The sequence below is a fragment of the uncultured Pontibacter sp. genome, assembly GCF_947502515.1.
Taxonomy (GTDB): Bacteria; Bacteroidota; Bacteroidia; order Cytophagales; family Hymenobacteraceae; genus Pontibacter.
Genome location: NZ_CANNAI010000004.1, coordinates 107,661 through 130,640 on the forward strand (window position 1 = coordinate 107,661; position 22,980 = coordinate 130,640).

Below are 22,980 nucleotides of genomic sequence, written 5' to 3' on the forward strand. Positions count from 1 at the left end.
AAAATCTAATAACTCCCATTGTACTTGCGCACAAACCACTCTGCACAGACTAATGCGAGAACCACAAAGAACAGCCATTTCAGGTCAACCAGGTCGTTGAGCGATTCAGAGCTGTAGATCAGGTCTTTGTGCTCGGCCTGCAGGATGTCCTGCTCGAGTTGCTGCAACTGCGCCGGGTAATAAAGCTTAGAGCCGGTATTGACGCCTAACTGGTACAGCAGGTTATGGTCGGCTACGGCATGCAAGGCCTCCAGCTGCTGCTCTTCCACCACAAACTCGCCCTTGTCCTGCTGCAGTGAGCCGTTGATGCGGGCTGAAGCTGTATAGGTATAGCGACCGCCCGGTAAAGTGCCAATATTCACGCCAGACTGGTTCTCGCCATTGGCAAATTCAAAGGATTTCTCAGCTCCTTCCGTGTCCTGTATTTTAAGGGTAATGTTCTGGCCATAGATCGGCTCCAGCGCTTCGTTATAGGCCTCGGCCGCAAACCGGATTTCGTCGGAATTGCTGTACTCGTTCAGTTGCGGGTATACGTTGAGGCGCTTCTTGTTGCGGGGAGCCGTCAGAAGCTGCACCAGGTTGGTGATCAGCTTGTCATACACAGCAGCGTTCTCGTGGTTCGCTGTTTCGGTGAGCCGCCACTGCCAGGTACCGGATGCCAAAAGCGCTGCATTTCGTTTGTCGCCCACGGTCTGCACGGTGAGCAGCGGCTTGTTCGTGCGCACACGGCCCACTTGCTGGTAGAGCACGGTTTCCGTGTTTGGCGTGAGTTGATAGTCACCGTAAGGCACCGTGGCAGGCGGGTACTGCTGCAGACGCTCCGTGGCCTCCTCGGCCACTTTAAAGGTGCTGAAGCTCGGGTTGATCACGCTGGTCACTTCGTCGGACTGGCCCGGTGTGTTGATGCGGATGCCCACATTGAGGCGGTTGAAATTACCGATATCACTCTGCGGGCCGAGGATGTAAAGGGCCGGCAGATTCTTCTGGCGCACCAGGTTAAGCGCTGCCTCACCACCAGCTGTTCGCCCAGGCAACTGGTGCAGCACCGCCACATCATAGTCCTGCTGCTTGAGCGTAGTCAGACCAGGTATAAACAGCTCCGTTTCATAATTCTCGTTCGATTCAATGGCAGCTCGAAGCGCTTTGATATCCGGGTGCGGAGAAGCGGCGGCTACCAGCACTTTGATCTTGCCTTTCACCACATCAATGTATGCACTGCGGGAGTTGTTGAGTTCTGTGAACTCGCCTTGCTGCGGCAGTACTTCCACTTCATACTGACGCTTGCCCAACCCGCTGGCCATGACCTGAAAAGGTACTTGCTGTAATGGCTGACCAGCCTTCAGGGTAAGCGTCTTGCGGTCGATCACTTTCTTGTTTTCCTTCAGCTGTACCGTCACAGTAGTTCCATCGAAGCCCTGCTGCTGCAACTCAGCCTCCAACGGGAAGCGGTTGCCGCTGTAATTTACCTTGTTGTAACGCAACGAAGCCATTACGATGTCTTTCTTAGGCACAGTATCGCCTACAGCTACCGGGTATATGGTATAGTTGTAATTAGCATAGGTAGGGGAGGTGCCCTGGTTCACGATGCCATCCGAAAGCAACACGACGCCAGCCAGATTCTGCTGCTCGAAATCACGTTGCACATTCGTAAGCAGCTGACTCAGGTTGGTGGTCTCTGACTCGTACTGCAGCTCCCCCAGGTTCTGCGGCGCATCGGATTCACCCAGCACACGCACCTCAGTCTGTATACCTTGCTCCTGCAGTTTGTCGCGCAATTCCTGCAAACCTTGTTGCGCCTGCTGTAACTGCACTGAGTCTGAGAACAGCGCCACCGACTGCGAATTATCTACTGCAAACACAATAGTGGGTGCCTGCGTGCTATTGCTGACGTAGCGCACCAGCGGACCGAGCAGCAGAAAGCATAGAAAACTCACCACCACAAAGCGCACCGCCGCCAAGGTATAGTTTATACCCTTAGTCCAGGGTGTTCGCTTGCTATACAGCAGCCAGGCGTAAAGCGCACCAACAGCCAGGCAGGCCAGGATCAGCCAGGGTGAATAGGTCGTTATGAGGCGGAAGGAATCCAAGTAAGTTTAGGCGTTAAAGAGTTTAGGAGTTTTAGACGTACTTATTCTATAGAATCAAATAATTTCAGAATTAAAGATAAAAGAAAAAGACCAATGCTACTAACGTAATCGCTTTAGCATTGGTCTTTATATAGTTAAAAGTTTTGTGATAAGATTAAAGAGTTTCTATGAAGAGCAACCCGAAAGGTCACACTCATCTTTCTTACTCTCAAACCCTCAAACTCCTAAACTCTCAAACTTAGGTCAGCATACCACCGTCTACCTGCAGCACCTGCCCGGAAATGTAAGATGACTGGTCGGATGCCAGGAAGGCTACGGCATTGGCCACGTCCTCTGGCGAACCGCCGCGCTTCAACGGAATTGCCTTTCTCCACTCGTCAACCACTTTCTGGTCAAGCTCGCCTGTCATTTCTGTTTCGATGAAGCCTGGTGCTACTGCGTTGCAGCGGATATTACGCGAGCCAAGCTCCAGCGCCACAGACTTCGTGAAGCCGATGATACCCGCTTTAGAAGCAGAGTAGTTGGCCTGTCCGGCGTTTCCTTTTATACCTACCACCGACGTGATGTTGATGATCGAGCCGCTTTTGGCGCGCATCATGTGCTTGGTGGCACCTTTTGTTAATGCAAACACAGATTTCAGGTTGGTATTGATCACTGCATCCCATTGCTCTTCGGTCATGCGCATCAGCAGACCGTCACGGGTGATGCCGGCGTTGTTCACCAGGATATCGATCTTGCCAAACTCGGCTACCACATCCTCGATCAGCTTCTCGGCCTGCGCCATATCAGAGGCGTCAGAACGGAAACCCTTGGCCTTGCCGCCATTAGCAGTGAGTTCCTGCTCCAGGGCCTGGCCTTTTTCAACGCTTGAGAGGTAGGTGAATGCTACCTGTGCGCCCATCTCTACCAGCTTCTCGGCGATGGCGCGACCTATACCTTTTGATGCCCCGGTTACAAGGGCTACTTTTCCTTCTAGTGCTTTCATAGGGGTCAAAGTTATAAAAGATTTTTTTATTCAGAAGAGCCGCCGCATTCTCCAGTTTTAATTAGTCTCAATTTTCTGACTGTTAGCCGGTTAAATTGCTTCGGGTGCGAAAATGTACAATTGCATGTGGTGCCCTGAAAAGTGTTCTATGCTATACCTCCTTTCTAAATATAGGAGGCAACCTATTTATAATCTGAATATTGTGTTCTAAAATATTTTTATTTCTATCGGTTAAACCATATTTTCGTGCCATTCTTCCAACCAAAGGTACCTTGTAATGTTCAAACGTAGTGTCGGACTAGCCATCCTGATCGCGGTGTCGCTGTTCGTGTTTATCACGGCAGCGCAAACAATCAGCTTTAAAAATTTCAATTTTTCGCCAGAAGAAAAATTAGACGAACCGGAGCCCGAACCGGAAGTCACAGTCAAAAGACCAGCCCCGGTCATCTTTGGCATCCCCACCGACACACTCGAAATAATGGAAGGCATTGTGGAAAGAGGCGAAAACCTTTCCCAGATCCTGGCCAGCTTCAACATCTCACCTGTCACCATCGACCAGCTGGCCCGCAAATCAAAAGAAGTATTTGACGTGCGCCGCATCAATGCCAAGCGCAACTACATCATCCTGCACGCCCAGGACTCCGCTCAGACGGCCCGTTATTTTATCTATGAACCAAACGAGGTGGAGTATGTGATCTACGACCTGAACGGTGAGTTGGACGTTCGCCTGGAGAAGCGTGAAGTTGAGGTAGTGGAACGTGCGATTGCCGGTTTTATAGAACACTCCCTGTTTGAGTCAATTCTGGCTGCCGGGGGCTCACCTCAACTGGTGAACCACTTCGCCGATATCTATGCATGGCGTCTCAACCTGAGCCGTTTGCAGCCCGGCGACCACTTTAAGCTGATCTATGATGAAAAGCAGGTAAACGGTAACGTGATCGGATTCGGCAAGATCAAGGCCGCCTATTTTGAGCACGAAGGCAAGCCACTGTACGCCATCGCGTTTGAGCAGGAAGGTCAGAAAGCCGGATACTACGACCAGGATGGCAAGAGCCTCAAGAAAGCTTTCCTGAGAGAGCCGCTCGAGTATAGCCGCATCAGTTCCCGCTTTACCATGAACCGCTTCCACCCGGTACAGAAACGCTATAAGCCACATCTCGGTACTGACTTTGCCGCGCCACGTGGTACACCGATCCGAACAGTAGGTGATGGGGTAGTGCTAGAGGCCGCCTATACCCGCGGCAACGGCTACTACGTGAAGATCAAGCACAACAATACCTATACCACCCAGTACCTGCACATGTCAAAGTTTGCGAAAGGCATCAAACGCGGAAGCCGTGTTAGCCAAGGTCAGACGATCGGCTATGTGGGCAGCACTGGCCTGGCAACGGGTCCGCACCTGTGCTACCGCTTCTGGAAAAATGGCAGGCAGGTAGACGCCCTGAAAGTGCAGCTGCCGTCCGCCCATCCAATCGAGAAGAAGTACCGAACTGCCTTTGAAGAAGTGAAGTCTGAGCTGGAAGGCAAACTGATGGCGATCGAGCTCAAAGGTCAGCAGCAGGATTTGCTGGCTGCTGAACAGTCAAATAAAAACCAGGAAGAAGACGAGGTATAACGTTTATTATATGTGAACAGAAAAGGGACGCTGCAAAGCGTCCCTTTTTTTGTTTATGAAAAAGTTGTCATGAACAGTTAGAACCGCTGACAGGTATAGTAAGACTAACTCGCACGCCAGCTATGAAACAAGTAGCAGTGCCAGGTGCGCCCAAATGACTACCCACTGTTTGAGCGTTCAGCGAGTTTGGGGAGTCTTGACCTTCTTGCTTACTGGGGGTAGGGGGGCCTCGATTTTTGTGTCAAGACAAAAAGTGAGTGCCCGCCGCACAGGCGAAACAGTAGTCCGCCTGGCTAAGGCTTACTATGCAACAGTAAATTAGCTATACCTACACCTACCTCAGGCGGCCAGAGGCCCCACCATAGTAGACACGAGCGTGGACGCTCGCGCCATAAAGCTGTACCTTTTACAGCTGCTAGACCTGTGTCAGAAGTCGGTAAATAACTGCCAATCGCAGGATGTGAGAGAGGAGAACCAGAACTTAAATTATGCCTTAAAAAGAGTCTTGATTACTTCGCTGATTTTGAAGTGGCAGTAGAATTTTGCTCACAATAATCCCGCAGGTACTGCGCCGCTTCTTTCAGGCCAAGTTGCTCGGCTTTAACCCAGTCTTCGCAGGCGCCGCTTTTGTCGCCGTTGGTATACCTGGGGGCGCCGCGATTGTAGTAGGCTTCGGCGTAGTCAGGTTGTAGGGTGATGGCACGGCCATAGTCGATGATGGCGCTGCGGTAGTCTTTGAGGGCGTAGCGCACCAGACCCCGGTTGTTGTAGGTGCGGGCTTGCAGCTGATCAATCGAAACAGCTGTGTTGAAATCGACGAGTGCTCCTTTGTAGTCCTGCAGGTTATACTTCGAGAGGCCACGACTTACCCAGGCTTCCACATGCGTGGGATCCAGCGCCAGGGCTTTGTCAAAGTCAGCAATAGCGCCGCGGTAGTCCAGTATGCGGTCGCGGGCAATGCCCCGGTTGGTCATCGTGACGATGTGCTCGGGCTCCTGCTTCAGCACTTCGCTGTATTCTTTGATGGCTTCGGTGTACTTACCCGACTTAAATTTTTGGTTACCCGCATTAAAGTGCTGCAGCGCCGTTTTTTGTGGGGCAGGCTGCGTGGCGGCCTTCTGCGAAAAAGCAGGTAATGCGAAAAGTACAGGTATAATGAGCAGTAAAATTGTTTTCATGCAGTAGGGCTTACCTCATGTTATGGGGTGCAAAATACAATAGTTCAGCCCAATACGGAACAGGTCGGCTGTTTTTTGTAGCAATTCTTAATATAGTGCGAGCGAAGTCTTTGCAGAGTGCTAATTGAGAGGCAGATACTTCTGTAACAGAAGTGGTTTTGTGAAGTTGGGATTATCGCTTAATTTTGCTCAGCATTTAAAAAGAGAAACTATGGCATCAAAATACGATTTGGTAGTGCTGGGTAGTGGCCCAGGCGGTTATGTGGCGGCTATCCGTGCGTCGCAACTGGGTTTGAAAGTAGGTGTGATCGAGCGTGAGTCGCTGGGCGGCATCTGCCTGAACTGGGGCTGTATCCCGACCAAAGCATTGCTTAAGAGCGCAAACGTGTTCGAGTACATCAACCACGCATCTGACTACGGCATTACCATCGGTGAGGCGTCTGTAGACTTCAACGCCGTGATCAAGCGTAGCCGTGGTGTAGCTGACGGCATGAGCAAAGGCATTCAGTTCCTGTTCCGCAAAAACAAGATCGACGCCATCATGGGTACTGGTAAAGTAGTAGCCAAAGGCAAGATCGAGGTAACCGACGCTGACGGCAAAAAAGACACCGTAGAGGCCGACCACATCATTCTGGCAACAGGTGCCCGTTCACGCGAACTGCCTAACCTGCCAATCGACGGCAAGAAGATCATCGGCTACCGTCAGGCGATGGCCCTTGACAAGAAGCCGGAGAGCATGGTAGTAGTAGGTTCCGGCGCTATTGGCGTGGAGTTCGCTTACTTCTACAATGCGATGGGTACGAAAGTAACCATTGTAGAGTATCTGCCGAACATCGTACCTGTTGAGGACGAAGAAGTATCGCGTCAGCTTTCCAAGTCTTTCCGCAAGTCGGGCATCGACATCATGACCGATTCTTCTGTGGAGTCAGTGGATACAAGCGGCGACCTGTGCAAAGTAAAAGTGAAAACGGCCAAAGGCGAGCAGACACTGGAAGCGGAGGTTGTGCTTTCGGCAGTAGGTATACAGACCAACCTGGAGAACATCGGCATCGAGGAGCTGGGTATAAAAGTAGACAAAGGCCGCGTGATCGTGGACGAGTACTACAAAACCAATGTGGACGGTATCTATGCGATCGGTGACATCGTGCCGGGCCCTGCGCTGGCGCACGTGGCGTCTGCCGAAGGTATTATCTGCGTGGAGGCCATCACAGGTCACGACCCGGAGCCATTGAACTACGGTAACATCCCGGGCTGTACATACTGCTCTCCTGAGATCGCTTCAGTTGGTCTGACGGAGAAAGCTGCCCGTGAGCAGGGCCTGGACATCAAAGTAGGCAAGTTCCCGTTCTCAGCCTCTGGCAAAGCAAGCGCTGCCGGTGCAAAAGATGGTTTCGTGAAAGTGATCTTTGATGCGAAATACGGTGAGTTCCTGGGTGCCCATATGATCGGCGCCAACGTAACCGAGATGATCGCTGAGGTAGTGGTAGCCCGTAAACTGGAAACAACCGGCCATGAGATCATCAAGTCGGTACACCCGCACCCAACCATGAGCGAAGCCGTGATGGAAGCTGCCGCAGCTGCTTACGACGAAGTAATTCACTTATAATTTATAAGTTAGCAACCTGATTAAGAGGCTGGCCACTAATATGGTCAGCCTCTTTTTTTGTGGAATTTAACTTTCCTTGCAGCCCTCTGGGCCGTTTTGGGGTCTCTCTTCTATATCGTATAACTTAATTCCAACCAACTATGAAGAGGATTTTCCTTTTAGCCATTGCCACACTCATCACGGCCTATGCAAGCGCCCAGACCGATACCCTGAGGGTCACATCCAAACATTTGAAAGTAAAGCAACTAAAACCAGGTACAAGACAATACTTAGTTACTGTACAGACGCCAGCGAACCCCAAGGTGCTCAGGCAGAGCCTCTGGACCCGGAATGTGAGCTTTGAGGAAGTGGCGGGCAAGGAAAAGCTGGTCATACGGCAAAACTGGGTAGGGGCGGACACCCTCACCAATAGGCAACTTTACTCTATCTGCGAGAAGGACTTCAAACCTGTTTTCCATACAGGTACCTCCGCCAGAGGTACAGCGGCTTTTAATTTTGAGCCCGATAGAGTTGTCGGTGCCGATACTGTATTGAATAATGGCTTCAAAGGATTCAGTATAGCTGCTGAGGCGGCTACATTCAACTGGGAGCTGGATATGGAGACGTTCGAAAGCCTGCCACTGAAGGCGAACACGGTATACCTGATTAATTTTTACCACCCGGGCAGCAAAACCGCACCGCAATACTACAGTTACAAGGTAACGGGCTCGGAAAAGCTGCTTACAGTCAACAACACCTCCGTCGACTGCTGGATGCTACGGATAGATTACAGCGATACCAATTACGGCACCTTTTGGATAAGTAAGAAGACACACGAAGTACTGAAGATGGAAGAACTCTTTGATGGTGTGAAGCGCTTCAAAATAAAGCTCGGGACGGTAGTTCAGGTATAGAGCTCGTAGATAGCCTGGCTTGTAGGAAGGCTTGGCCGTATTTTCGGTCAGGCCTTTCTGTTTCTAGTAAATTAAGTCGTATACCCAGCGTTTTCGAGCGAAGTATATTTTTTGTAATATATCGAGAGAAGATAATTTTCCAGTACTTTTTATCTAAATTGCAAGCTAAGTAGGGAGTGTACGACAAGTATAATGTAGCATTCGGCCAGATAATAAGTATTTATACATAAGTAGGTATAGATACATGAAAGTCGTTGGATATCTGAACTTATAACCTCCTGATTACATTTTAATAAGTATCCGCGATTCACTCTCTGTGCCTTTTGTCCCTACGTGTGAGTTCTAATTTTTCACACATCACCTTAAAACTATGAAGCTGCAGAGCAAAGTCAAGTTTGTCAACAAAGACAAAAGCCTATTCTTTCCTACCCTCCGGAAACGGGTAGACGCCTACTTTACAGAGAACAACATTCCAAAAACCGCCAACACCGCCATGATTGTGAAAAGTGTGGTGCTGCTGCTAACCTACTTGCTTCCTTTCGTGTTACTGCTGGCATTTCAGCCTGCTTTCCCGCTTAGTCTGCTTCTGTGGTTTATGATGGGCCTGGGAGTGGCAGGTATAGGTATGAGCGTGATGCACGATGCCAATCATGGGGCTTTCTCTAACAGTAAGCGGGTTAACGATCTGATGGGCCATACCCTGAACCTGGTAGGTGGTTCGGCTTTTAACTGGAAACTGCAGCACAACATCCTGCACCATACCTACACCAATGTAGTAGAGATGGATGAAGACATTCAGGACAGGCTGGTGCTACGCTTCAACCCTCATTCCAAGGTAAAGTTTTTCCACAAGCTGCAGTGGGTATACGCCTTTGTGTTTTATGGTCTGCTCACGCTGTATTGGGTAGTGGCAAAAGACTTTGTACAGTATGCGCTTTTCAAGAAGAATGGTGTGAATAACAATTCAGCAGCCGAGAACAGAAACTGGTTTATGAAACTGGTAGCTATGAAAGCCACTTACTTTTTTATCATTCTCGCTGTGCCGACGCTTTTCTTTGGAATTCCGTTTTTGCAGGTGCTGCTTGGATTTTTAGTGATGCACTTTGTAGCAGGCATCGTGCTGACGGTTGTTTTCCAGTTGGCACATACCGTAGAGGGTACAAGTCACCCGAGACCAGACGAGCATGGTATCATAGAGAATGACTGGGCGATACACCAGATGAACACCACTGTTAACTTCTCGCGTCATAACAAGATCCTGTCCTGGTATGTGGGCGGCCTGAACTTCCAGATTGAGCATCACCTTTTTCCGCGTGTGTGTCATGTGCACTACCCGGCCATTGCTGAGATCGTGAAAGAAACGGCCGAAGAGTTTGGAGTTCCTTATATGGAAAACAAGACTTTTGCACAGGCCCTGCGCTCACATATTGCCACACTGCACCGCTTTGGCAGACTGCCGGGCCTGAATGAGGCCATCGGTTAAAAAATCAAATAAGCAGCAAGCGCTTATAGTATCCTGTTTCACCTCTATATTTGCAGCCTCTTTGTGTAGCGATGCACTTTGGGTTTGATTTGAAAGCTTTTCCATTCGGGTTTATGAGTGGATGCAACTAACATTTAACTAAGGATGTGTAAAACACATAACCTGCAGAACCGTTAAATAGCTTTCAGAGTGTGAGTACTTTATAAGAATATCAAGTAGATTAAATGAAGCTTAAAGGCAAAGTAAAATTCGTTAACAAAGACAAAAATTTGTTTTTCCCGACGCTCCGCAAACGTGTGGACGCGTATTTTTCAGAGAATAACCTGCCCAAATCGGGTAATTCCCGCTTACTTATCAAAAGCATTATCCTGATGCTGCTCTATGTAGTGCCCTTTGCGGTTCTGCTTACTTTCACACCGCATGTGGCTATCAGCTTAGTGCTATGGCTGGTGATGGGTGTAGGTGTGGCCGGTGTGGCCATGAGTGTGATGCACGATGCCAACCACGGCGCTTTTTCCAAGAACAAGACCATGAACTACCTGATGGCACACTCCGTGAACCTGCTGGGTGCCTCGGCTTTTAACTGGAAACTGCAGCACAACATCCTGCACCATACCTATACCAATGTGGTGGAGATGGACGAGGATATTGACGATATGGTGTTCATGCGTTTTTCACCTCACACCAATGTGCGCTTTTATCATAAGCTGCAGTGGGCATACGCCTTTTTCTTTTATGGCTTGCTCACGCTTTACTGGGTTATCATAAAGGATTTCGTACAGTTCTTTAAGTATATCAAAAGTGGCGTGAACGCTAATTCCAAATCAGATAACACGGTTGCTTTCTCCAAGATTGTCGCTTTCAAACTGCTTTATTTCTTCTCTATTCTGGTTGCCCCGACGCTTATATTCGGTATACCTTTCTGGGAAGTGTTGCTTGGTTTCTTTTTAATGCATTTTGTGGCGGGCATGATTCTCTCCACGGTGTTCCAATTGGCGCATACGGTGGAGGGCACGCATCATCCGCTGCCGAGCGAGACTGGTGTGATCGAAAACGACTGGGCTATCCACCAGCTGAGCACTACCGCTAATTTCGCACGCAAAAGCAAGTGGTTGTCGTGGTATGTGGGCGGATTGAACTTCCAGATCGAGCACCACCTGTTTCCACGCATCAGCCATGTGCATTACCCGGCCATCGCGGATATCGTGAAGCAAACTGCATCCGAGTTTAACCTCACTTATATTGAGAGCAAAACCTTCCTGCAGGCTGTGCGATCACACCTGAACACCCTGCATCGATTCGGGCGACTGCGTCTGCCGAATCTGAACGAGGTGATGGCTTAGACTAACCTGAACGAGGTGATGGCTTTGAATAGAAAAGAAAAATGAGGGCCTGCTCGAAGCAAATTCGGGCAGGCTTTTTTTATATGGATTAAAATATCTTCAATATAGGTTTTATTTAATATTTGGCACAGTACTTGATTATGCGATGAAAATTGCGGCGATTAATCCTTTTGGTTAAGTGAAGCAACAACATGTGATACCAGCAATACACTTGTCAAATAAATAAAACTATGAAGAAACTACTCCCCTTTGCGCTTGTAACTTTAGCGCTTGCGTCTTGCGACAAAGAAGAAATAACAGTAGACCCGATTGCTATTGAGCATGTGACCATCAACCAATCCTTTAAACTTGATGCGCCCCTTTATCTGGATGTAAACAAGGATGGAAGAAATGACTTTGTGTTCAGTAACGTGCTTGTGTATGATGCCCGTGGGGCACACAATCTGTTTTACATAAACTCCCTGGACGGTAACTAAATACTCTTAGACGAACAACCCATGAAGCCGCATATCGGACACTAGCATGTAGGTTTGCAGGAGGGCGGGACAGTTCTCGAAGACAAATCTTCAAACCATGTGTGGAGCTCTGACAGAGCCTATCTTTTGAATATTCGGAAGCCAGATGAAGTGTTCACTTACTTTGAAGGTCCGGCAGCCAGCGAAATTACCCCATATGTTGCCATCCGGTTAAAAGATGGCGATGGTTATAAGTCAGGCTGGATTAAACTGAAGTATGAGACAGGTGATGATAAGCTTCAGGTAGTGGAGGCAGGGATTTCAAAAATTGAAAACCAAGAGCTCAAAGCTGGGAAGGGGAAATAGCTTCGATTGAAAATTGCAAAAAAGGCAGGTGCTAAACCTGCCTTTTTGAGTTTATAGACGCGGGTTTTAGGAACTGAGTGGGCATAGGTCTACTTTTGCAGCAAAACCATCTTTCAGAAGATAAGCGTATTTAAGGGGCAACTACAGCCGTACTCTGATTAATGCAGTTTTAGAAAAGTAGGCAGCATTACGGTTTAATTCCCCAACACTGCATTTAGCACATGACATTCAAAGACCTAAACCTGATCAACCCCATCCTGCAGGCGCTGGAAGAGGAAGGCTATACCCAGGCAACACCTATCCAGACGCAGGCTATACCTGAAGTGTTGCAGGGCCGCGACTTGATGGCTACGGCCCAGACAGGCACAGGCAAAACAGCAGCTTTTGCGCTGCCTGTTCTGCAGCTCCTGCACGGGCAGGCTATACCTGAGCCACAGGTTATCCGTGCGCTGGTGCTCACGCCCACCCGCGAGTTGGCCAGCCAGGTAAGCGACAGTTTTGCAGCTTATGGCAGGTATACCGGACTGAAGCATTTGGTGGTATATGGCGGCGTGCCCTACAAGGTACAGACCGAAGCGCTGCAGGCAGGTATAGACATCCTCGTAGCTACGCCCGGCCGCCTGCTCGACCTGCTGGACCAAGGCTTTGTGAGTCTGGAGCAGGTACAGTTAATGGTGCTCGACGAGGCTGACCGCATGCTCGACATGGGCTTTCTGCAGGATATCCGGAGGGTGCTGCAGGCTATACCTGAAAAACGGCAGACGCTGTTCTTCTCGGCGACCATGGCGCCGGAAGTGAGCAAACTGGCGAAGAAGATACTGACTGAGCCTGTAAATGTGGAAGTGACGCCAGTTTCCTCGACGGCAGGCACCATCCGTCAGGAGCTCTATTATGTGAAGAAGGCCAACAAAACACCTTTGCTGCTGCACCTCTTGCAGCACGCAGGTATAGACCGCACGCTGGTGTTTATGCGCACCAAAGAGGGGGCCGATAAACTGGCCAAGGAACTCAGTGCCGCAGGTATAGCAGCCGAAGCCATCCATGCAGACCGTGCCCAACGTGACCGTGAGCGTGTGCTGCAGAGCTTCAAAAATGGCGAAACAAAAGTACTCGTCGCAACCGATGTGGCTGCCCGGGGCATCGATGTGGAGGAGCTCTCGCACGTCATCAACTACGAGCTGCCCTTTGAGCCTGAAACCTACGTGCACCGCATAGGCCGCACGGGCAGGGCAGGTGCTGCAGGCATCGCCATCACCTTCTGCGGCGCCAGCGAAACGCCTTTGCTAATAGCCATTCAAAACCTCACCGGCAAGGCTATACCTGTGGTAGACCAGCACCCATACCCGCTCACGGCGCAGGATTTTATGGAAGCTGCTGCTTCTTCGTCTGCCAAAAATGACAAGCGCAAGCCTTCAGGCAGAGGAGGTAAAGGAAAACGGGGGAGGAGGTAAGCTTAGACCTCACAGTGTCTTCTAGGCCTGTGAGTGTCTGAAGAGCTGCTGCAGAAACTCAAGTGCTATAACACGAGTGGGCAAAAGCTAAGAGAGAAAGAGAGATAATTGCTGTTAGAGGGTAGGTTGGAGCTATAAGCCTTAAAGGACAAACGGCTATCGGAGAAACCGATAGCCGTTTGTCCTTTAAGGCAGGTATGCTATACCTTACCGCTGCAACTGTTCCCGGTTTTCACGGTTATCCCGATTTCGTTTACGTTCCTTCTTTTTATCTTTCTTACGGCCAATGGCACCACCGGCCACTGTGCCGGCCGCACCGCCAATAACGGCACCAGAAGTACCACCTACCGCAGCACCTGTAGCTGCGCCAGCCGTGCCGCCTATCACAGCGCCTTTCTTTTTACTGCTCCAGTTATCGGAACCAGCACATCCACCTAGTAGAAATGCTGATAATATGGCAAATGAAAATATTCTTATGTGTTTCATAACTTGTTGAATTTAAGCGAGTATTATACGCTGTTTGCTGAGTCATTGTTTGTGATGTGCTCAAAATCAGTACAATTTTAGATTGGCTTAGTCGGGCCGTTCTGCTGAAATGGAAAGGTGAGTGATAGTATTTGAAAGAAATTTCAGCGATTAGTCTGCACAAAAGCGGCGTCTGTACAGTATATTGGTCTGAGCAATTTCTATCTCTGATTTTCCATGACCGACATAGCCATTACGCCCTGTACACTTGCCGACCTGACCGAATTGCGGGACATAGCCGTGGAAGCTTACAACGACCACTACACCTACCTCTGGCACGACGGAGGGGACTGGTATGTGGAACGGTGCTTTACAGAGGAGGCCCTACGCGATGACATGGCCAATCCCAATGCCGCCTATTTCCTTATCCAATACAAGGACGAACCGGTTGGGTTTATGAAGTTCAACAAAGACAAAGCACTGGAGGGCTACACAGATGCTGAATGCCTTGAACTCGAGCGGCTATACCTGGTCGATCGTGCCTCCGGTATAGGCATAGGCAAATGGGCCGTGGATTTTGCCGTGCAGTATGCGCTGGAAAGCAATAAAAGCGTTATCTGGCTCAAAGCCATGGACAGCAGTCGCTCTGTTGACTTCTATGAGCAAAACGGCTTTGTGAGATGGGGCACTGATGAGCTCGATTTTGAGCAGATGAAGGAAATATACCGCGGCATGGTCGTGATGAAAAGAGATATTGCCTGAAGCGATTCTCTTTATACCTTTGAGTTCGACAAAGCCGCACCACCACATGAAGCTTCGCCTTTTATTTGCCTTCTGCCTATTCACGCTCGTAGCCTGCAACCAAAAAGAGGAAGAGCAGTACGAGCGGATCGATCAGGAAGTCGCAGTGTCTGACCCAAACAGCTGGGTGAAAGCCGATCTGCAGTGCGAGGAGATCCAAAGCGCTGACGAGGACAACCCGCTGGCGGTGGTATACCTGAGTCAGGTGGAGATGCAGTACGTGCTTGACACGGTGTATACCTGCTCCGTCATTGCTCCGCAGATGTATACCTCATTCGGTGTGCCGCGCCAGGCACTTTCAGCCTCCGGCGGCTGGTGGGCCGGACGGGGCAACTTCTACTATACCCTGCATGAAGGCGACAGCATCACAGTCATGCATGCCCAGCCTGTGCAAAGCGATACCGTGGACTTTCAGTATACCTTACTGCGCCGTTTGCCCGTTTCGCACAGTGCTGACGAACTACCCGAGGACAGTTACATGCCCTAAGCAGCTTTCTGCACGACATGTTGCCTCGTTCGGCTCACCAGGTATACGCCAGCAAAGATCAGGAGCGCATAAAAAGCCTTCTCCAGCGTAAATACATCCTTGCCCACCGCAACTGCAATCAGAATAGCCATGACCGGCTGCAGGTAGATGTAGGCACCTACCAGTGAGGGATTGGCGTAGCGCAGTGCCCAGGTATTGAGCAGGTAGGCGATGATCGTAACAGCGAATACCATAAACAGGATTGCCAGCCAGATAGACATCGGAAAAGTACTGTAGTCAGGACTAAGTAACTGCTGCCAGCCAAACGGAATCACCAGCACGGCTCCCACCGTGAAAATGCGGCTCACAATCGTGATAGCCTGGTACCGCTGCATGAGTGGCTTCACCAGTACCAGGTATAGGCCAAAGGAAGTAGCGTTCAGAATGATAAGAAGGTCACCCCACATGTTGCCGGTAGTCTGCTCTCCACGGGAGGTATAGATAAGCAGAAAAGCACCCGCACAGGCCAGAGTTATACCTGAAACCTTACGCTTCCCGATACGCTCCCGCAGCAGCAAGGCCGAAAAGACCAAAACTACCACCGGCACGATGACCATCAGGAGCGCCGCGTTGATGGGCGCAGTAAGATTCAACCCGGCAAAGAAGCACAGCTGATTCACAGCCACTCCGGTCACCCCACAGAGGATCACGCGGATATTATCAGCACGTCCCACAATTTTCTCTTTCACCACCAGCCGGGCAAATATGCCAAAGAACAGCGCCGCCGACACCACCCGTATCAGGATCAGACCGAAAGGACCTACATATTCCGGCATCACCTCTTTGGCGATGCTGTAATTACTACCATAGATCAGTGCCACCAGAAAAAGCGAGGCATGCACCTGTACCTGTTTATTCATGCTGCAAAATTACGTGCTTATTCGGTTTGTGCCGTATAAGGAGAGGCAATTAAAACCTGTACGCTCAAACCACACTATTGCATGAATCAAATGCCGCTTACGGTCCGTCGGGCCATCGAGGTAACCGGGCTCTTTTTTCTGGGCTGGATCATTGTACTGGGCCGTGACCTGCTGGCTCCGTTGCTCGTCGCTTTCTTCATCAGCATCATGCTGCTGCCTATCTACCGCTTTTTTAAGCAGCGAAACTTCCCCGACGCCGTAGCCATCGGCATCAGTCTGCTCACGCTGATCGTCGTACTGGGCGGCATCATCTGGTTCTTTTCTTCCCAGATGCGGGTGCTGATAGAGGACTTTCCGATGATCCAGAAGAACGTGATGAAACACCTGACCGCCCTGAGTGAGTGGATCGGCAGCAAAACGCCCTTTTCGACAGCAGAGCAGACGAGTTTTATAAAAGAGCAAAGCAACAACCTGCTCACTTACGCGGGTAACCTCCTGGGCGGCGTGGCTGGCGGTGTGACTGGTACGGTGGTGTTTATCGGTTTGCTGCCCATTTACATCTTCCTGCTGTTGTTCTACAAAAACCTGTTGCTGCGCTTCGTATTCCTTTGGTTTCCCCGTGAGCGGCATGAAAAAGTGGAAGAAACTTTGAGCGAAATGCAGGTCATCATCAAAAGCTACCTCTTCGGACTACTCATACAGATTACCTACATGACCGTGCTTTTGGGAGGCCTGCTCATGATTATCGGGATCAAGCATGCGCTGCTCATCGGAGTGATCTTCGCCTTTCTGAACCTGATACCCTATGTGGGGGCGCTGCTGGGCAACATCATCGGCGTGCTGCTGACACTGGCGTCTTCGGAGGAGCTATGGCCAGTGCTGGCCGTGCTGGGTACGATCGCCGCTGTGCAGTTTCTGGATAATAACATCCTGATGCCACGGATTGTGGGTTCGAAGGTGAAGATCAATGCGCTGGCTACTATTGTCGGGGTAATTGTGGGCGGAGAGATTGCAGGTATAACAGGTATGCTCCTGTCGCTTCCCATTATTGCCATGCTCAAAGTGGTGTTTGATCGCACCGACCAATTTAAGCAGTGGGGTGTGCTCTTCGGAGACGAGCGGCCTGGCCTGAGCCCCATGGCTATACCTGTGCTGCGTTGGGATACAAAGGCCGTCCGCCGCCAACTAGAAGAGGAAAATGACATAGAACCACCCCATGAAGGGGAAGAGGAGAAGCCAAAAGAATAGCATACAGACCGTACTGTTGGTAAGCGGATGATCTGGGACTGTGGCATCGGCAGTAGCTGTTTGCCCAACCGACAGGTATAGGGACTGCTTTGTAGCTTCCTTCCTGCTTTGCCTTCAAATTCGTAACTTTGTTTAGACCGAATCCTGAGAAAGAAAAGAGCAGATGAATCACCCGAACATACCTTTGGCCGAGCGCATGCGGCCGCACAATTTAGATCAATATTACGGACAAAAACACCTGGTAGGGCCAGACGGGATCCTGCGTCGCTACATTGAGGGCGGCGTGATACCCAGCATGATCCTTTGGGGGCCTCCGGGCGTGGGCAAAACCACCCTGGCCAACATCATCGCTAACCAGATGAAGGTGCCTTTTGTAGCCTTGAGTGCCATTAACTCGGGCGTGAAGGACATTCGTGAAGTAATTGATCAGGCTAAGAAGCGTCAGGGCACGGTGTTGTTCATCGACGAGATTCATCGCTTTAACAAATCCCAGCAGGACGCTTTGCTCGGAGCTGTGGAGAAGGGTACGGTAACTCTGGTGGGCGCCACAACCGAGAATCCTTCTTTTGAAGTGATCTCAGCCTTACTTTCCCGCTGCCAGGTATACATCCTCAAGCACCTCACCAAAGACGAACTGATCGAACTGGTGGACAAGGCGCTGGAGCAGGACGAATGGATGCGCCACCGCAAGGTAAGGGTAGAGGAATACGAGGCTTTGCTGACCATATCGGGAGGTGATGCCCGCAAACTGCTCAACCTGCTCGAGATCGTGGCCGAAGGTATAAAAGCCGATGAAGTGGTCGTGACCAATGATCTGGTGAAGCAGGTAGCCCAGCAGAATATCGTGATGTATGACAAGTCGGGCGAGATGCACTATGACCTGGTGTCGGCCTACATCAAGTCCATCCGTGGCTCTGACCCTAATGCGGCTGTTTACTGGCTGGCCCGCATGATCGAGGGTGGTGAAGACCCTAAGTTTATTGCCCGTCGCCTGCTCATCGCCGCTTCTGAGGATATCGGCTTGGCTAACTCCAACGCCCTGCTCATGGCGACTTCCTGTTTTCAGGCGGTGCAGATGATCGGCTATCCGGAAGCGGAGATCATCCTGTCGCAGTGCACGGTATACCTGGCCACTTCCCCGAAGAGCAACGCCAGCTACAAAGCCATCAAGCAGGCACGGCAGCTGGTGCAGCAAACGGGCAACCTGCCCGTGCCACTACACATCCGCAACGCCCCAACCAAGCTGATGAAAGAGATCGGCTACGGCAACAACTACAAATACGCCCACGACTACGAAGGCAATTTTGTAGCGCAGGAGTTTATGCCACAGGAGCTCAGCAACACCGCCCTCTACCAGCCCGGCAACAATGCCCGCGAACGCGACATGCTCAAGCAACTGCAGGCGCAGTGGGGAAAGAAGTACAGGTACTAGTCAGTTGGGTAGTTTAAGAGTTATAAAATAGAAGAAGTGAACAGAACCGTTTATGTAATTTTATTGGTGCTGCAAGTTGTATTCTTTTTTGTTTGGCGGCACTTGGGTTACAATTACGGTGGGGCGTATGTTTTCCTCTCAGGAATCGTGCTACTCTATTTCCGCAGGCGCTTTCTGGACATGAAGCCTTATTGGGGCGGCGATCTCAGTGATATTCCTAAATACTTCACAAGAAAATAAAAGCTTAATGTCAGGCAGGTAAAGCGAAGGTAAGCTGAAATCTAATCTTCAAAGAGTTCAGTCGCGCCCTGCTCAATCGTGCTGGTGATACACTAACTCGTGTATAAACAACAATCAGCAGTTCAACCATCAATAATTCAACAGCTAAGTTAGTCTATGAAATGGACCGATTGGTCGAAATTGCGGTTTATTGGGGCTTAGTATTGAACTTTAAGCGCTATTTTTGTTTATTGTATGCAGGGACCTATATTTCCCGCCACTAAAAAAACAGAACCTAAACATTAAATAGAACCTATGCTGAATTTCCTCCGATATGTGCTGGCTACCATTCTTGGCCTGTTCATATTCTTCTTCCTGGGCTTGCTGATCATGGTAGGCATCATTGCGGCATCAGCTTCCAAAGGCGATGTCACCGTCACCGAAAACTCGGTGCTGGAGCTTAAGCTTGATAAGTCTATTGTAGAGCGTGAGCAGGAGAATCCTTTTGGCGATTTCTCTATCGGTTTCTTCTCGATGAACAGCAATGATGGTCTTGATCAGATCAAAGCCTCTATTCGCCGGGCCAAAACAGATGACAATGTAAAAGGCATCTTCCTGAACATGCGCTTCGTGGATGCCGGTATGGGCAAGCTGGAAGAGATACGCAACGAACTGATCGACTTCAAAGAGTCTGGCAAGTTCATCGTGTCCTATGGCGACATGACCAACGAGAAGGCTTACTACCTGTCTTCCGTGGCTGATAAAATTTACCTGAACCCGATGGGTACGCTGGAGTTCAACGGCATCAGCTCTGAGGTGTTCTTCTTCAAAGGCACACTGGAGAAACTGGACATTGAGCCGACTATCTTCAAAGTAGGTGAGTTCAAGAGCGCGGTAGAGCCTTTCTTCCTTGACAAGATGAGCGATGCCAACCGTCAGCAGATGACCTCATTCCTGAACTCGATCAATGACTACCAGCTGCGCAAAATTGCGGAGGCACGTGGCAAAACTTACGAAGAACTGAAAAAAGTGTCTGATGAAGTGCTTGTTCGTGAAGCTGAAGACGCCAAAACCCATGGTCTGGCAACTGATATTGGTTACTATGATGAGGCCATCGACTACATGAAAGAGCAGATGGGTGTTGATAAAGACAAGAAACTGCAGCTGGTGAGTCTTGGCAAGTATAAGAAAGTGAAAGACACTGAGAAGAGCGGCTCTGCTAAAAACCGCATCGCTGTGATCTACGCCGAAGGCGACATTGTGGATGGTGAAGGCGGCGATGATGAAATCGGCAGCATGCGCTATGCTGAGGCTCTTCGTAATGCCCGCATGGACAATAATGTGAAGGCTGTTGTACTGCGCATCAACTCACCGGGCGGTAGCGCACTTGCCTCTGACGTCATGTGGCGCGAGATTCAGGAGACCCGCAAGGTGAAGCCCGTCATCGCTTCCATGTCAGACATGGCTGCCTCTGGCGGTTACTACATGGCTATGGGCTGCGATACGATCGTGGCGCATCCGAACACCATCACAGGTAGTATCGGTGTGTTTGGCATCGTGCCGAACTTCGAAAACTTCTTTAAGAACAAGTTAGGCATCACAGTGGATCGCGTAAGCACAGGCAAACACTCTGACCTTCCGACTGTGACCCGCGCCATGACACCGTTTGAGAAAGAGATCGTGCAGCGTGAGATCAACAAGATCTACGAAGTGTTCACCCAGAAAGCAGCCGACGGCCGCGGCATGTCGCAGGACCAGTTGAAGGAATTTGCCTCAGGCCGCGTGTGGTCAGGTATAGAAGCCAAGGAGCGTAACCTGGTAGACGTGCATGGTGGTCTGGAAAAAGCCATCGAGATTGCCGCTGCCCGTGTAGGTATAGAGGATGACTACCGCATCAAGGAACTGCCGCGCCGTAAGTCTTTCTTTGAGGAGATGTTCGGCGAAGCTGGTTCGCAGGTAAAAGAGCGTGCCGTGAAGGCCGAACTTGGACAGCTGTACCCTGTGTACAAAATGTACAAGAAGGTAGAGAACATGCAGGGCATCCAGACCCGCATGCCGTACGAACTGACAATCCAATAACAGCACTGGCAGGATCTAACCTGCTGCTGGTGAAGTACCCTAAAGCCCGCTGGTGCAAACCAGTGGGCTTTTTGTTTCAGGTCCAAGCCATTTTTTGCAAATTGCGGAAAAGAAGAAGGTATGAGCTTTGAAAGAACACATGATATAAGTCATTTATTCTCTCAAATTAAATAACCTATTTCGCGAACCTTAACAGACAGAACATAAAACGATGAACGATATGATGCAGCAATTACGAGAGTCCGCTTCTTACATACAGGACCACACGGGCAACTTTCAACCTGAGTTTGGCATTATCCTGGGTACGGGCTTGGGCGCCTTGATCAGAGAAATTGAAATTGAATATAGCCTCAACTACGCCGACATCCCGCACTTTCCGGTTTCTACAGTAGAGAGCCACTCCGGACGACTGGCTTTCGGTAAGCTGGCTGGCCGTCGTGTGATCGTGATGCAGGGGCGCTTCCATTACTACGAAGGCTATACCATGAACCAGGTAGTGCACCCGGTGCGTGTGATGAAGCTGCTGGGCGTACAGAAGCTTTTCATTTCCAATGCCAGTGGCGGTTTGAATCCTGCCTTCAATACATCCGACCTAATGGTGATCACCGACCATATCAACCTGCAGCCATCCAACCCACTGATTGGTCCGAACCTGGACGAACTGGGGCCTCGCTTCCCGGATATGAGCGAAGTGTACGACGAAAGCATGGTGCGCCAGGCGATGGTGATTGCTGAGGATGCCGGTTTCAAGCTGCAAGAAGGTGTTTATGCCAGCGTGCCTGGACCAATGCTGGAAACACTGGCAGAGTACAGCTATATCGCCCGCATCGGGGCTGATGCCGTAGGTATGTCCACCGTGCCGGAGGCCATTGCCGCCCGCCACATGGGCATGAAGATCTTCGGTATTTCGGTAATCACGGACATGGGCACACCGGATCGCATCAAGAAAGTGATCCTGGCGGATATTCTGGAAGCAGCCGCGATAGCTGAGCCACGCATGACCATGCTGATCAAAGAACTGGTGCGTCAGCAGTAATAGCCGAGCACAGGTGCGACAGCACATAAAAGAACAAGCAGGGGTGGCCAGATGGCTGCCCCTGCTTGTTTGCAGTATTTTACATGGTCAGGTAGGCGAGGGCTAGCAGCGCTGCGTTAAACAAGCCGTGTGACACGATAGCCCAGGTCAGGCTGAAGCGAAGGCGGATATAACCCCAGAACAAGGCACCAATAAACTGCGGCACCACCAGTAAAGGTATAAGGGCGATGGGTAGGTGCAGGTTTTCATAGTTGGCCAGGTGCACCAGGCCAAATACGATTGTGAAGGTATAAAACACCGTTGGGAAACGCTTTTCCCAGAGGCGCCTCAAATACCAGGCACGCATATCCGAAAGTACTACCCAAATAGCCAGCATCAGAGTCACAAGCCAGATCAGGGCGCTCAGGAGTGTGCTGATCTGCAGCATCTCAAGCAGGGTAGGGAGTATAAAAAAAATGATGGTCAGGAAAGCGACAAACAGCCGCATGCGGGTATAGCGCAAGGGGGCACGGAAGAAGAATTCCTCTATCGCAGGACCGATCACGGCTACAGCCAATAGCACCAGCAGCGGGTTGTTTTCCTCCAGGAAACGGCCTAGGCGATGATTGGCGAATGGGTTGTAACCCATCAGCTTGATCAGGCCGAATATGATGGCTGCTATACCCAGGCTCAGGATGAGCTTGAGTAAGAACAGTTGCAGCAGTGGCCTCCATACCTCCTCAGGCTTTTGATGCAGCGCCTCCAGCTGTTTAGGAGCTTTCAGAAAACGCCAGAAGGCCAGTGCGGTTTCTTTTGGGCGAGGGCTTGGGTTCTCTCTAACCCGGTCAGGAGGTAAAGGTGCTTCCATCGTTT

At 50.3% G+C, this 22,980-nt stretch carries 20 protein-coding genes; 14 read left to right on the plus strand and 6 right to left on the minus strand.

Going from position 1 to position 22,980, the window contains the following annotated elements; all coding sequences use genetic code 11:
• Positions 1-5: 5 nt before the first annotated feature.
• A complete protein-coding gene (locus tag Q1A54_RS11715) occupies positions 6-2,087 on the minus strand; it encodes a VWA domain-containing protein (RefSeq protein ID WP_299988162.1) in 2,082 nt (693 codons plus the stop codon).
• A 238-nt stretch (positions 2,088-2,325) separates the two neighbouring features.
• Positions 2,326-3,072, minus strand: a complete 747-nt coding sequence (fabG, locus tag Q1A54_RS11720; protein ID WP_007652979.1) for a 3-oxoacyl-[acyl-carrier-protein] reductase — start codon at positions 3,070-3,072, stop codon at positions 2,326-2,328.
• Between the two features lie 277 nt (positions 3,073-3,349).
• Here fabG and Q1A54_RS11725 point away from each other — a divergent pair, with 277 nt between their 5' ends.
• Complete coding sequence (locus Q1A54_RS11725; RefSeq protein WP_299988165.1) at positions 3,350-4,687, plus strand: peptidoglycan DD-metalloendopeptidase family protein; 1,338 nt, start codon at positions 3,350-3,352, stop codon at positions 4,685-4,687.
• A 509-nt stretch (positions 4,688-5,196) separates the two neighbouring features.
• Here Q1A54_RS11725 and Q1A54_RS11730 read toward each other — a convergent pair.
• Positions 5,197-5,865 (minus strand): tetratricopeptide repeat protein, encoded by a 669-nt coding sequence (locus Q1A54_RS11730; RefSeq protein WP_299988168.1) that lies wholly within the window; start codon positions 5,863-5,865, stop codon positions 5,197-5,199.
• A 211-nt stretch (positions 5,866-6,076) separates the two neighbouring features.
• On the opposite strand from Q1A54_RS11730, the gene lpdA reads away from it, so the two are divergent.
• The 7 genes from lpdA to Q1A54_RS11765 all read left to right on the plus strand — a co-directional run bounded on the left by lpdA (position 6,077) and on the right by Q1A54_RS11765 (position 13,462).
• The gene (lpdA, locus tag Q1A54_RS11735; protein ID WP_299988171.1) at positions 6,077-7,471 is read left to right on the plus strand and encodes a dihydrolipoyl dehydrogenase; all 1,395 of its coding nucleotides are present in this window, start codon (positions 6,077-6,079) and stop codon (positions 7,469-7,471) included.
• A gap of 140 nt (positions 7,472-7,611) precedes the next feature.
• Complete coding sequence (locus Q1A54_RS11740) at positions 7,612-8,364, plus strand: hypothetical protein (protein WP_299988174.1); 753 nt, start codon at positions 7,612-7,614, stop codon at positions 8,362-8,364.
• Between the two features lie 370 nt (positions 8,365-8,734).
• Positions 8,735-9,847 carry an acyl-CoA desaturase gene (locus Q1A54_RS11745; protein ID WP_299988177.1) on the plus strand — a complete coding sequence of 371 codons (1,113 nt, stop codon included), beginning with the start codon at positions 8,735-8,737 and terminating at the stop codon, positions 9,845-9,847.
• Positions 9,848-10,071: 224 nt separating this feature from the next.
• Positions 10,072-11,190 carry an acyl-CoA desaturase gene (locus tag Q1A54_RS11750; protein WP_299988180.1) on the plus strand — a complete coding sequence of 373 codons (1,119 nt, stop codon included), beginning with the start codon at positions 10,072-10,074 and terminating at the stop codon, positions 11,188-11,190.
• 230 nt (positions 11,191-11,420) lie between these two features.
• On the plus strand, positions 11,421-11,666 hold the full coding sequence (locus Q1A54_RS11755; protein WP_299988183.1) for a hypothetical protein: 246 nt from the start codon (positions 11,421-11,423) through the stop codon (positions 11,664-11,666).
• Positions 11,667-11,792: 126 nt separating this feature from the next.
• Positions 11,793-12,011 carry a hypothetical protein gene (locus Q1A54_RS11760; protein WP_299988186.1) on the plus strand — a complete coding sequence of 73 codons (219 nt, stop codon included), beginning with the start codon at positions 11,793-11,795 and terminating at the stop codon, positions 12,009-12,011.
• A gap of 221 nt (positions 12,012-12,232) precedes the next feature.
• A complete protein-coding gene (locus Q1A54_RS11765) occupies positions 12,233-13,462 on the plus strand; it encodes a DEAD/DEAH box helicase (protein WP_299988189.1) in 1,230 nt (409 codons plus the stop codon).
• Positions 13,463-13,669: 207 nt separating this feature from the next.
• On the opposite strand, the gene Q1A54_RS11770 is transcribed toward Q1A54_RS11765, so the two are convergent.
• Positions 13,670-13,948 (minus strand): glycine zipper domain-containing protein, encoded by a 279-nt coding sequence (locus tag Q1A54_RS11770; RefSeq protein ID WP_076422288.1) that lies wholly within the window; start codon positions 13,946-13,948, stop codon positions 13,670-13,672.
• Between the two features lie 216 nt (positions 13,949-14,164).
• Between Q1A54_RS11770 and Q1A54_RS11775 the strand changes: the two genes are divergently transcribed.
• Together Q1A54_RS11775 and Q1A54_RS11780 are read left to right on the plus strand one after the other, a co-directional pair.
• The gene (locus Q1A54_RS11775; protein WP_196115149.1) at positions 14,165-14,689 is read left to right on the plus strand and encodes a GNAT family N-acetyltransferase; all 525 of its coding nucleotides are present in this window, start codon (positions 14,165-14,167) and stop codon (positions 14,687-14,689) included.
• 19 nt (positions 14,690-14,708) lie between these two features.
• Positions 14,709-15,215, plus strand: coding sequence for a hypothetical protein (locus tag Q1A54_RS11780; protein ID WP_299988198.1), 507 nt, complete (start codon positions 14,709-14,711; stop codon positions 15,213-15,215).
• Here the strand turns inward: Q1A54_RS11780 and Q1A54_RS11785 are convergent.
• Complete coding sequence (locus tag Q1A54_RS11785) at positions 15,212-16,114, minus strand: DMT family transporter (protein ID WP_299988201.1); 903 nt, start codon at positions 16,112-16,114, stop codon at positions 15,212-15,214. The two genes, Q1A54_RS11780 and Q1A54_RS11785, sit on opposite strands and share 4 nt — an antisense overlap.
• Before the next feature lie 81 nt (positions 16,115-16,195).
• On the opposite strand from Q1A54_RS11785, the gene Q1A54_RS11790 reads away from it, so the two are divergent.
• The 4 genes from Q1A54_RS11790 to Q1A54_RS11805 all read left to right on the plus strand — a co-directional run bounded on the left by Q1A54_RS11790 (position 16,196) and on the right by Q1A54_RS11805 (position 22,128).
• Positions 16,196-17,362 (plus strand): AI-2E family transporter, encoded by a 1,167-nt coding sequence (locus tag Q1A54_RS11790; protein WP_299988204.1) that lies wholly within the window; start codon positions 16,196-16,198, stop codon positions 17,360-17,362.
• Positions 17,363-17,525: 163 nt separating this feature from the next.
• A complete protein-coding gene (locus tag Q1A54_RS11795) occupies positions 17,526-18,794 on the plus strand; it encodes a replication-associated recombination protein A (protein ID WP_299988207.1) in 1,269 nt (422 codons plus the stop codon).
• Positions 18,795-19,328: 534 nt separating this feature from the next.
• Complete coding sequence (gene sppA / locus Q1A54_RS11800; protein ID WP_299988210.1) at positions 19,329-21,092, plus strand: signal peptide peptidase SppA; 1,764 nt, start codon at positions 19,329-19,331, stop codon at positions 21,090-21,092.
• Positions 21,093-21,312: 220 nt separating this feature from the next.
• Positions 21,313-22,128 carry a purine-nucleoside phosphorylase gene (locus Q1A54_RS11805; protein WP_299988213.1) on the plus strand — a complete coding sequence of 272 codons (816 nt, stop codon included), beginning with the start codon at positions 21,313-21,315 and terminating at the stop codon, positions 22,126-22,128.
• A gap of 79 nt (positions 22,129-22,207) precedes the next feature.
• On the opposite strand, the gene Q1A54_RS11810 is transcribed toward Q1A54_RS11805, so the two are convergent.
• Positions 22,208-22,975 carry a CPBP family glutamic-type intramembrane protease gene (locus Q1A54_RS11810; protein ID WP_299988215.1) on the minus strand — a complete coding sequence of 256 codons (768 nt, stop codon included), beginning with the start codon at positions 22,973-22,975 and terminating at the stop codon, positions 22,208-22,210.
• Positions 22,976-22,980 lie beyond the last annotated feature (5 nt).

Bases quoted from the DNA above. Each gene is read 5' to 3' on its own strand.
- fabG (WP_007652979.1), bottom strand. From the start codon at position 3,072: ATGAAAGCACTAGAAGGAAAAGTAGCCCTTGTAACCGGGGCATCAAAA.
- Q1A54_RS11725 (WP_299988165.1), top strand. From the start codon at position 3,350: ATGTTCAAACGTAGTGTCGGACTAGCCATCCTGATCGCGGTGTCGCTG.
- Q1A54_RS11730 (WP_299988168.1), bottom strand. From the start codon at position 5,865: ATGAAAACAATTTTACTGCTCATTATACCTGTACTTTTCGCATTACCT.
- lpdA (WP_299988171.1), top strand. From the start codon at position 6,077: ATGGCATCAAAATACGATTTGGTAGTGCTGGGTAGTGGCCCAGGCGGT.
- Q1A54_RS11740 (WP_299988174.1), top strand. From the start codon at position 7,612: ATGAAGAGGATTTTCCTTTTAGCCATTGCCACACTCATCACGGCCTAT.
- Q1A54_RS11745 (WP_299988177.1), top strand. From the start codon at position 8,735: ATGAAGCTGCAGAGCAAAGTCAAGTTTGTCAACAAAGACAAAAGCCTA.
- Q1A54_RS11750 (WP_299988180.1), top strand. From the start codon at position 10,072: ATGAAGCTTAAAGGCAAAGTAAAATTCGTTAACAAAGACAAAAATTTG.
- Q1A54_RS11755 (WP_299988183.1), top strand. From the start codon at position 11,421: ATGAAGAAACTACTCCCCTTTGCGCTTGTAACTTTAGCGCTTGCGTCT.
- Q1A54_RS11765 (WP_299988189.1), top strand. From the start codon at position 12,233: ATGACATTCAAAGACCTAAACCTGATCAACCCCATCCTGCAGGCGCTG.
- Q1A54_RS11770 (WP_076422288.1), bottom strand. From the start codon at position 13,948: ATGAAACACATAAGAATATTTTCATTTGCCATATTATCAGCATTTCTA.
- Q1A54_RS11775 (WP_196115149.1), top strand. From the start codon at position 14,165: ATGACCGACATAGCCATTACGCCCTGTACACTTGCCGACCTGACCGAA.
- Q1A54_RS11785 (WP_299988201.1), bottom strand. From the start codon at position 16,114: ATGAATAAACAGGTACAGGTGCATGCCTCGCTTTTTCTGGTGGCACTG.
- Q1A54_RS11790 (WP_299988204.1), top strand. From the start codon at position 16,196: ATGAATCAAATGCCGCTTACGGTCCGTCGGGCCATCGAGGTAACCGGG.
- Q1A54_RS11795 (WP_299988207.1), top strand. From the start codon at position 17,526: ATGAATCACCCGAACATACCTTTGGCCGAGCGCATGCGGCCGCACAAT.
- sppA (WP_299988210.1), top strand. From the start codon at position 19,329: ATGCTGAATTTCCTCCGATATGTGCTGGCTACCATTCTTGGCCTGTTC.
- Q1A54_RS11805 (WP_299988213.1), top strand. From the start codon at position 21,313: ATGATGCAGCAATTACGAGAGTCCGCTTCTTACATACAGGACCACACG.
- Q1A54_RS11810 (WP_299988215.1), bottom strand. From the start codon at position 22,975: ATGGAAGCACCTTTACCTCCTGACCGGGTTAGAGAGAACCCAAGCCCT.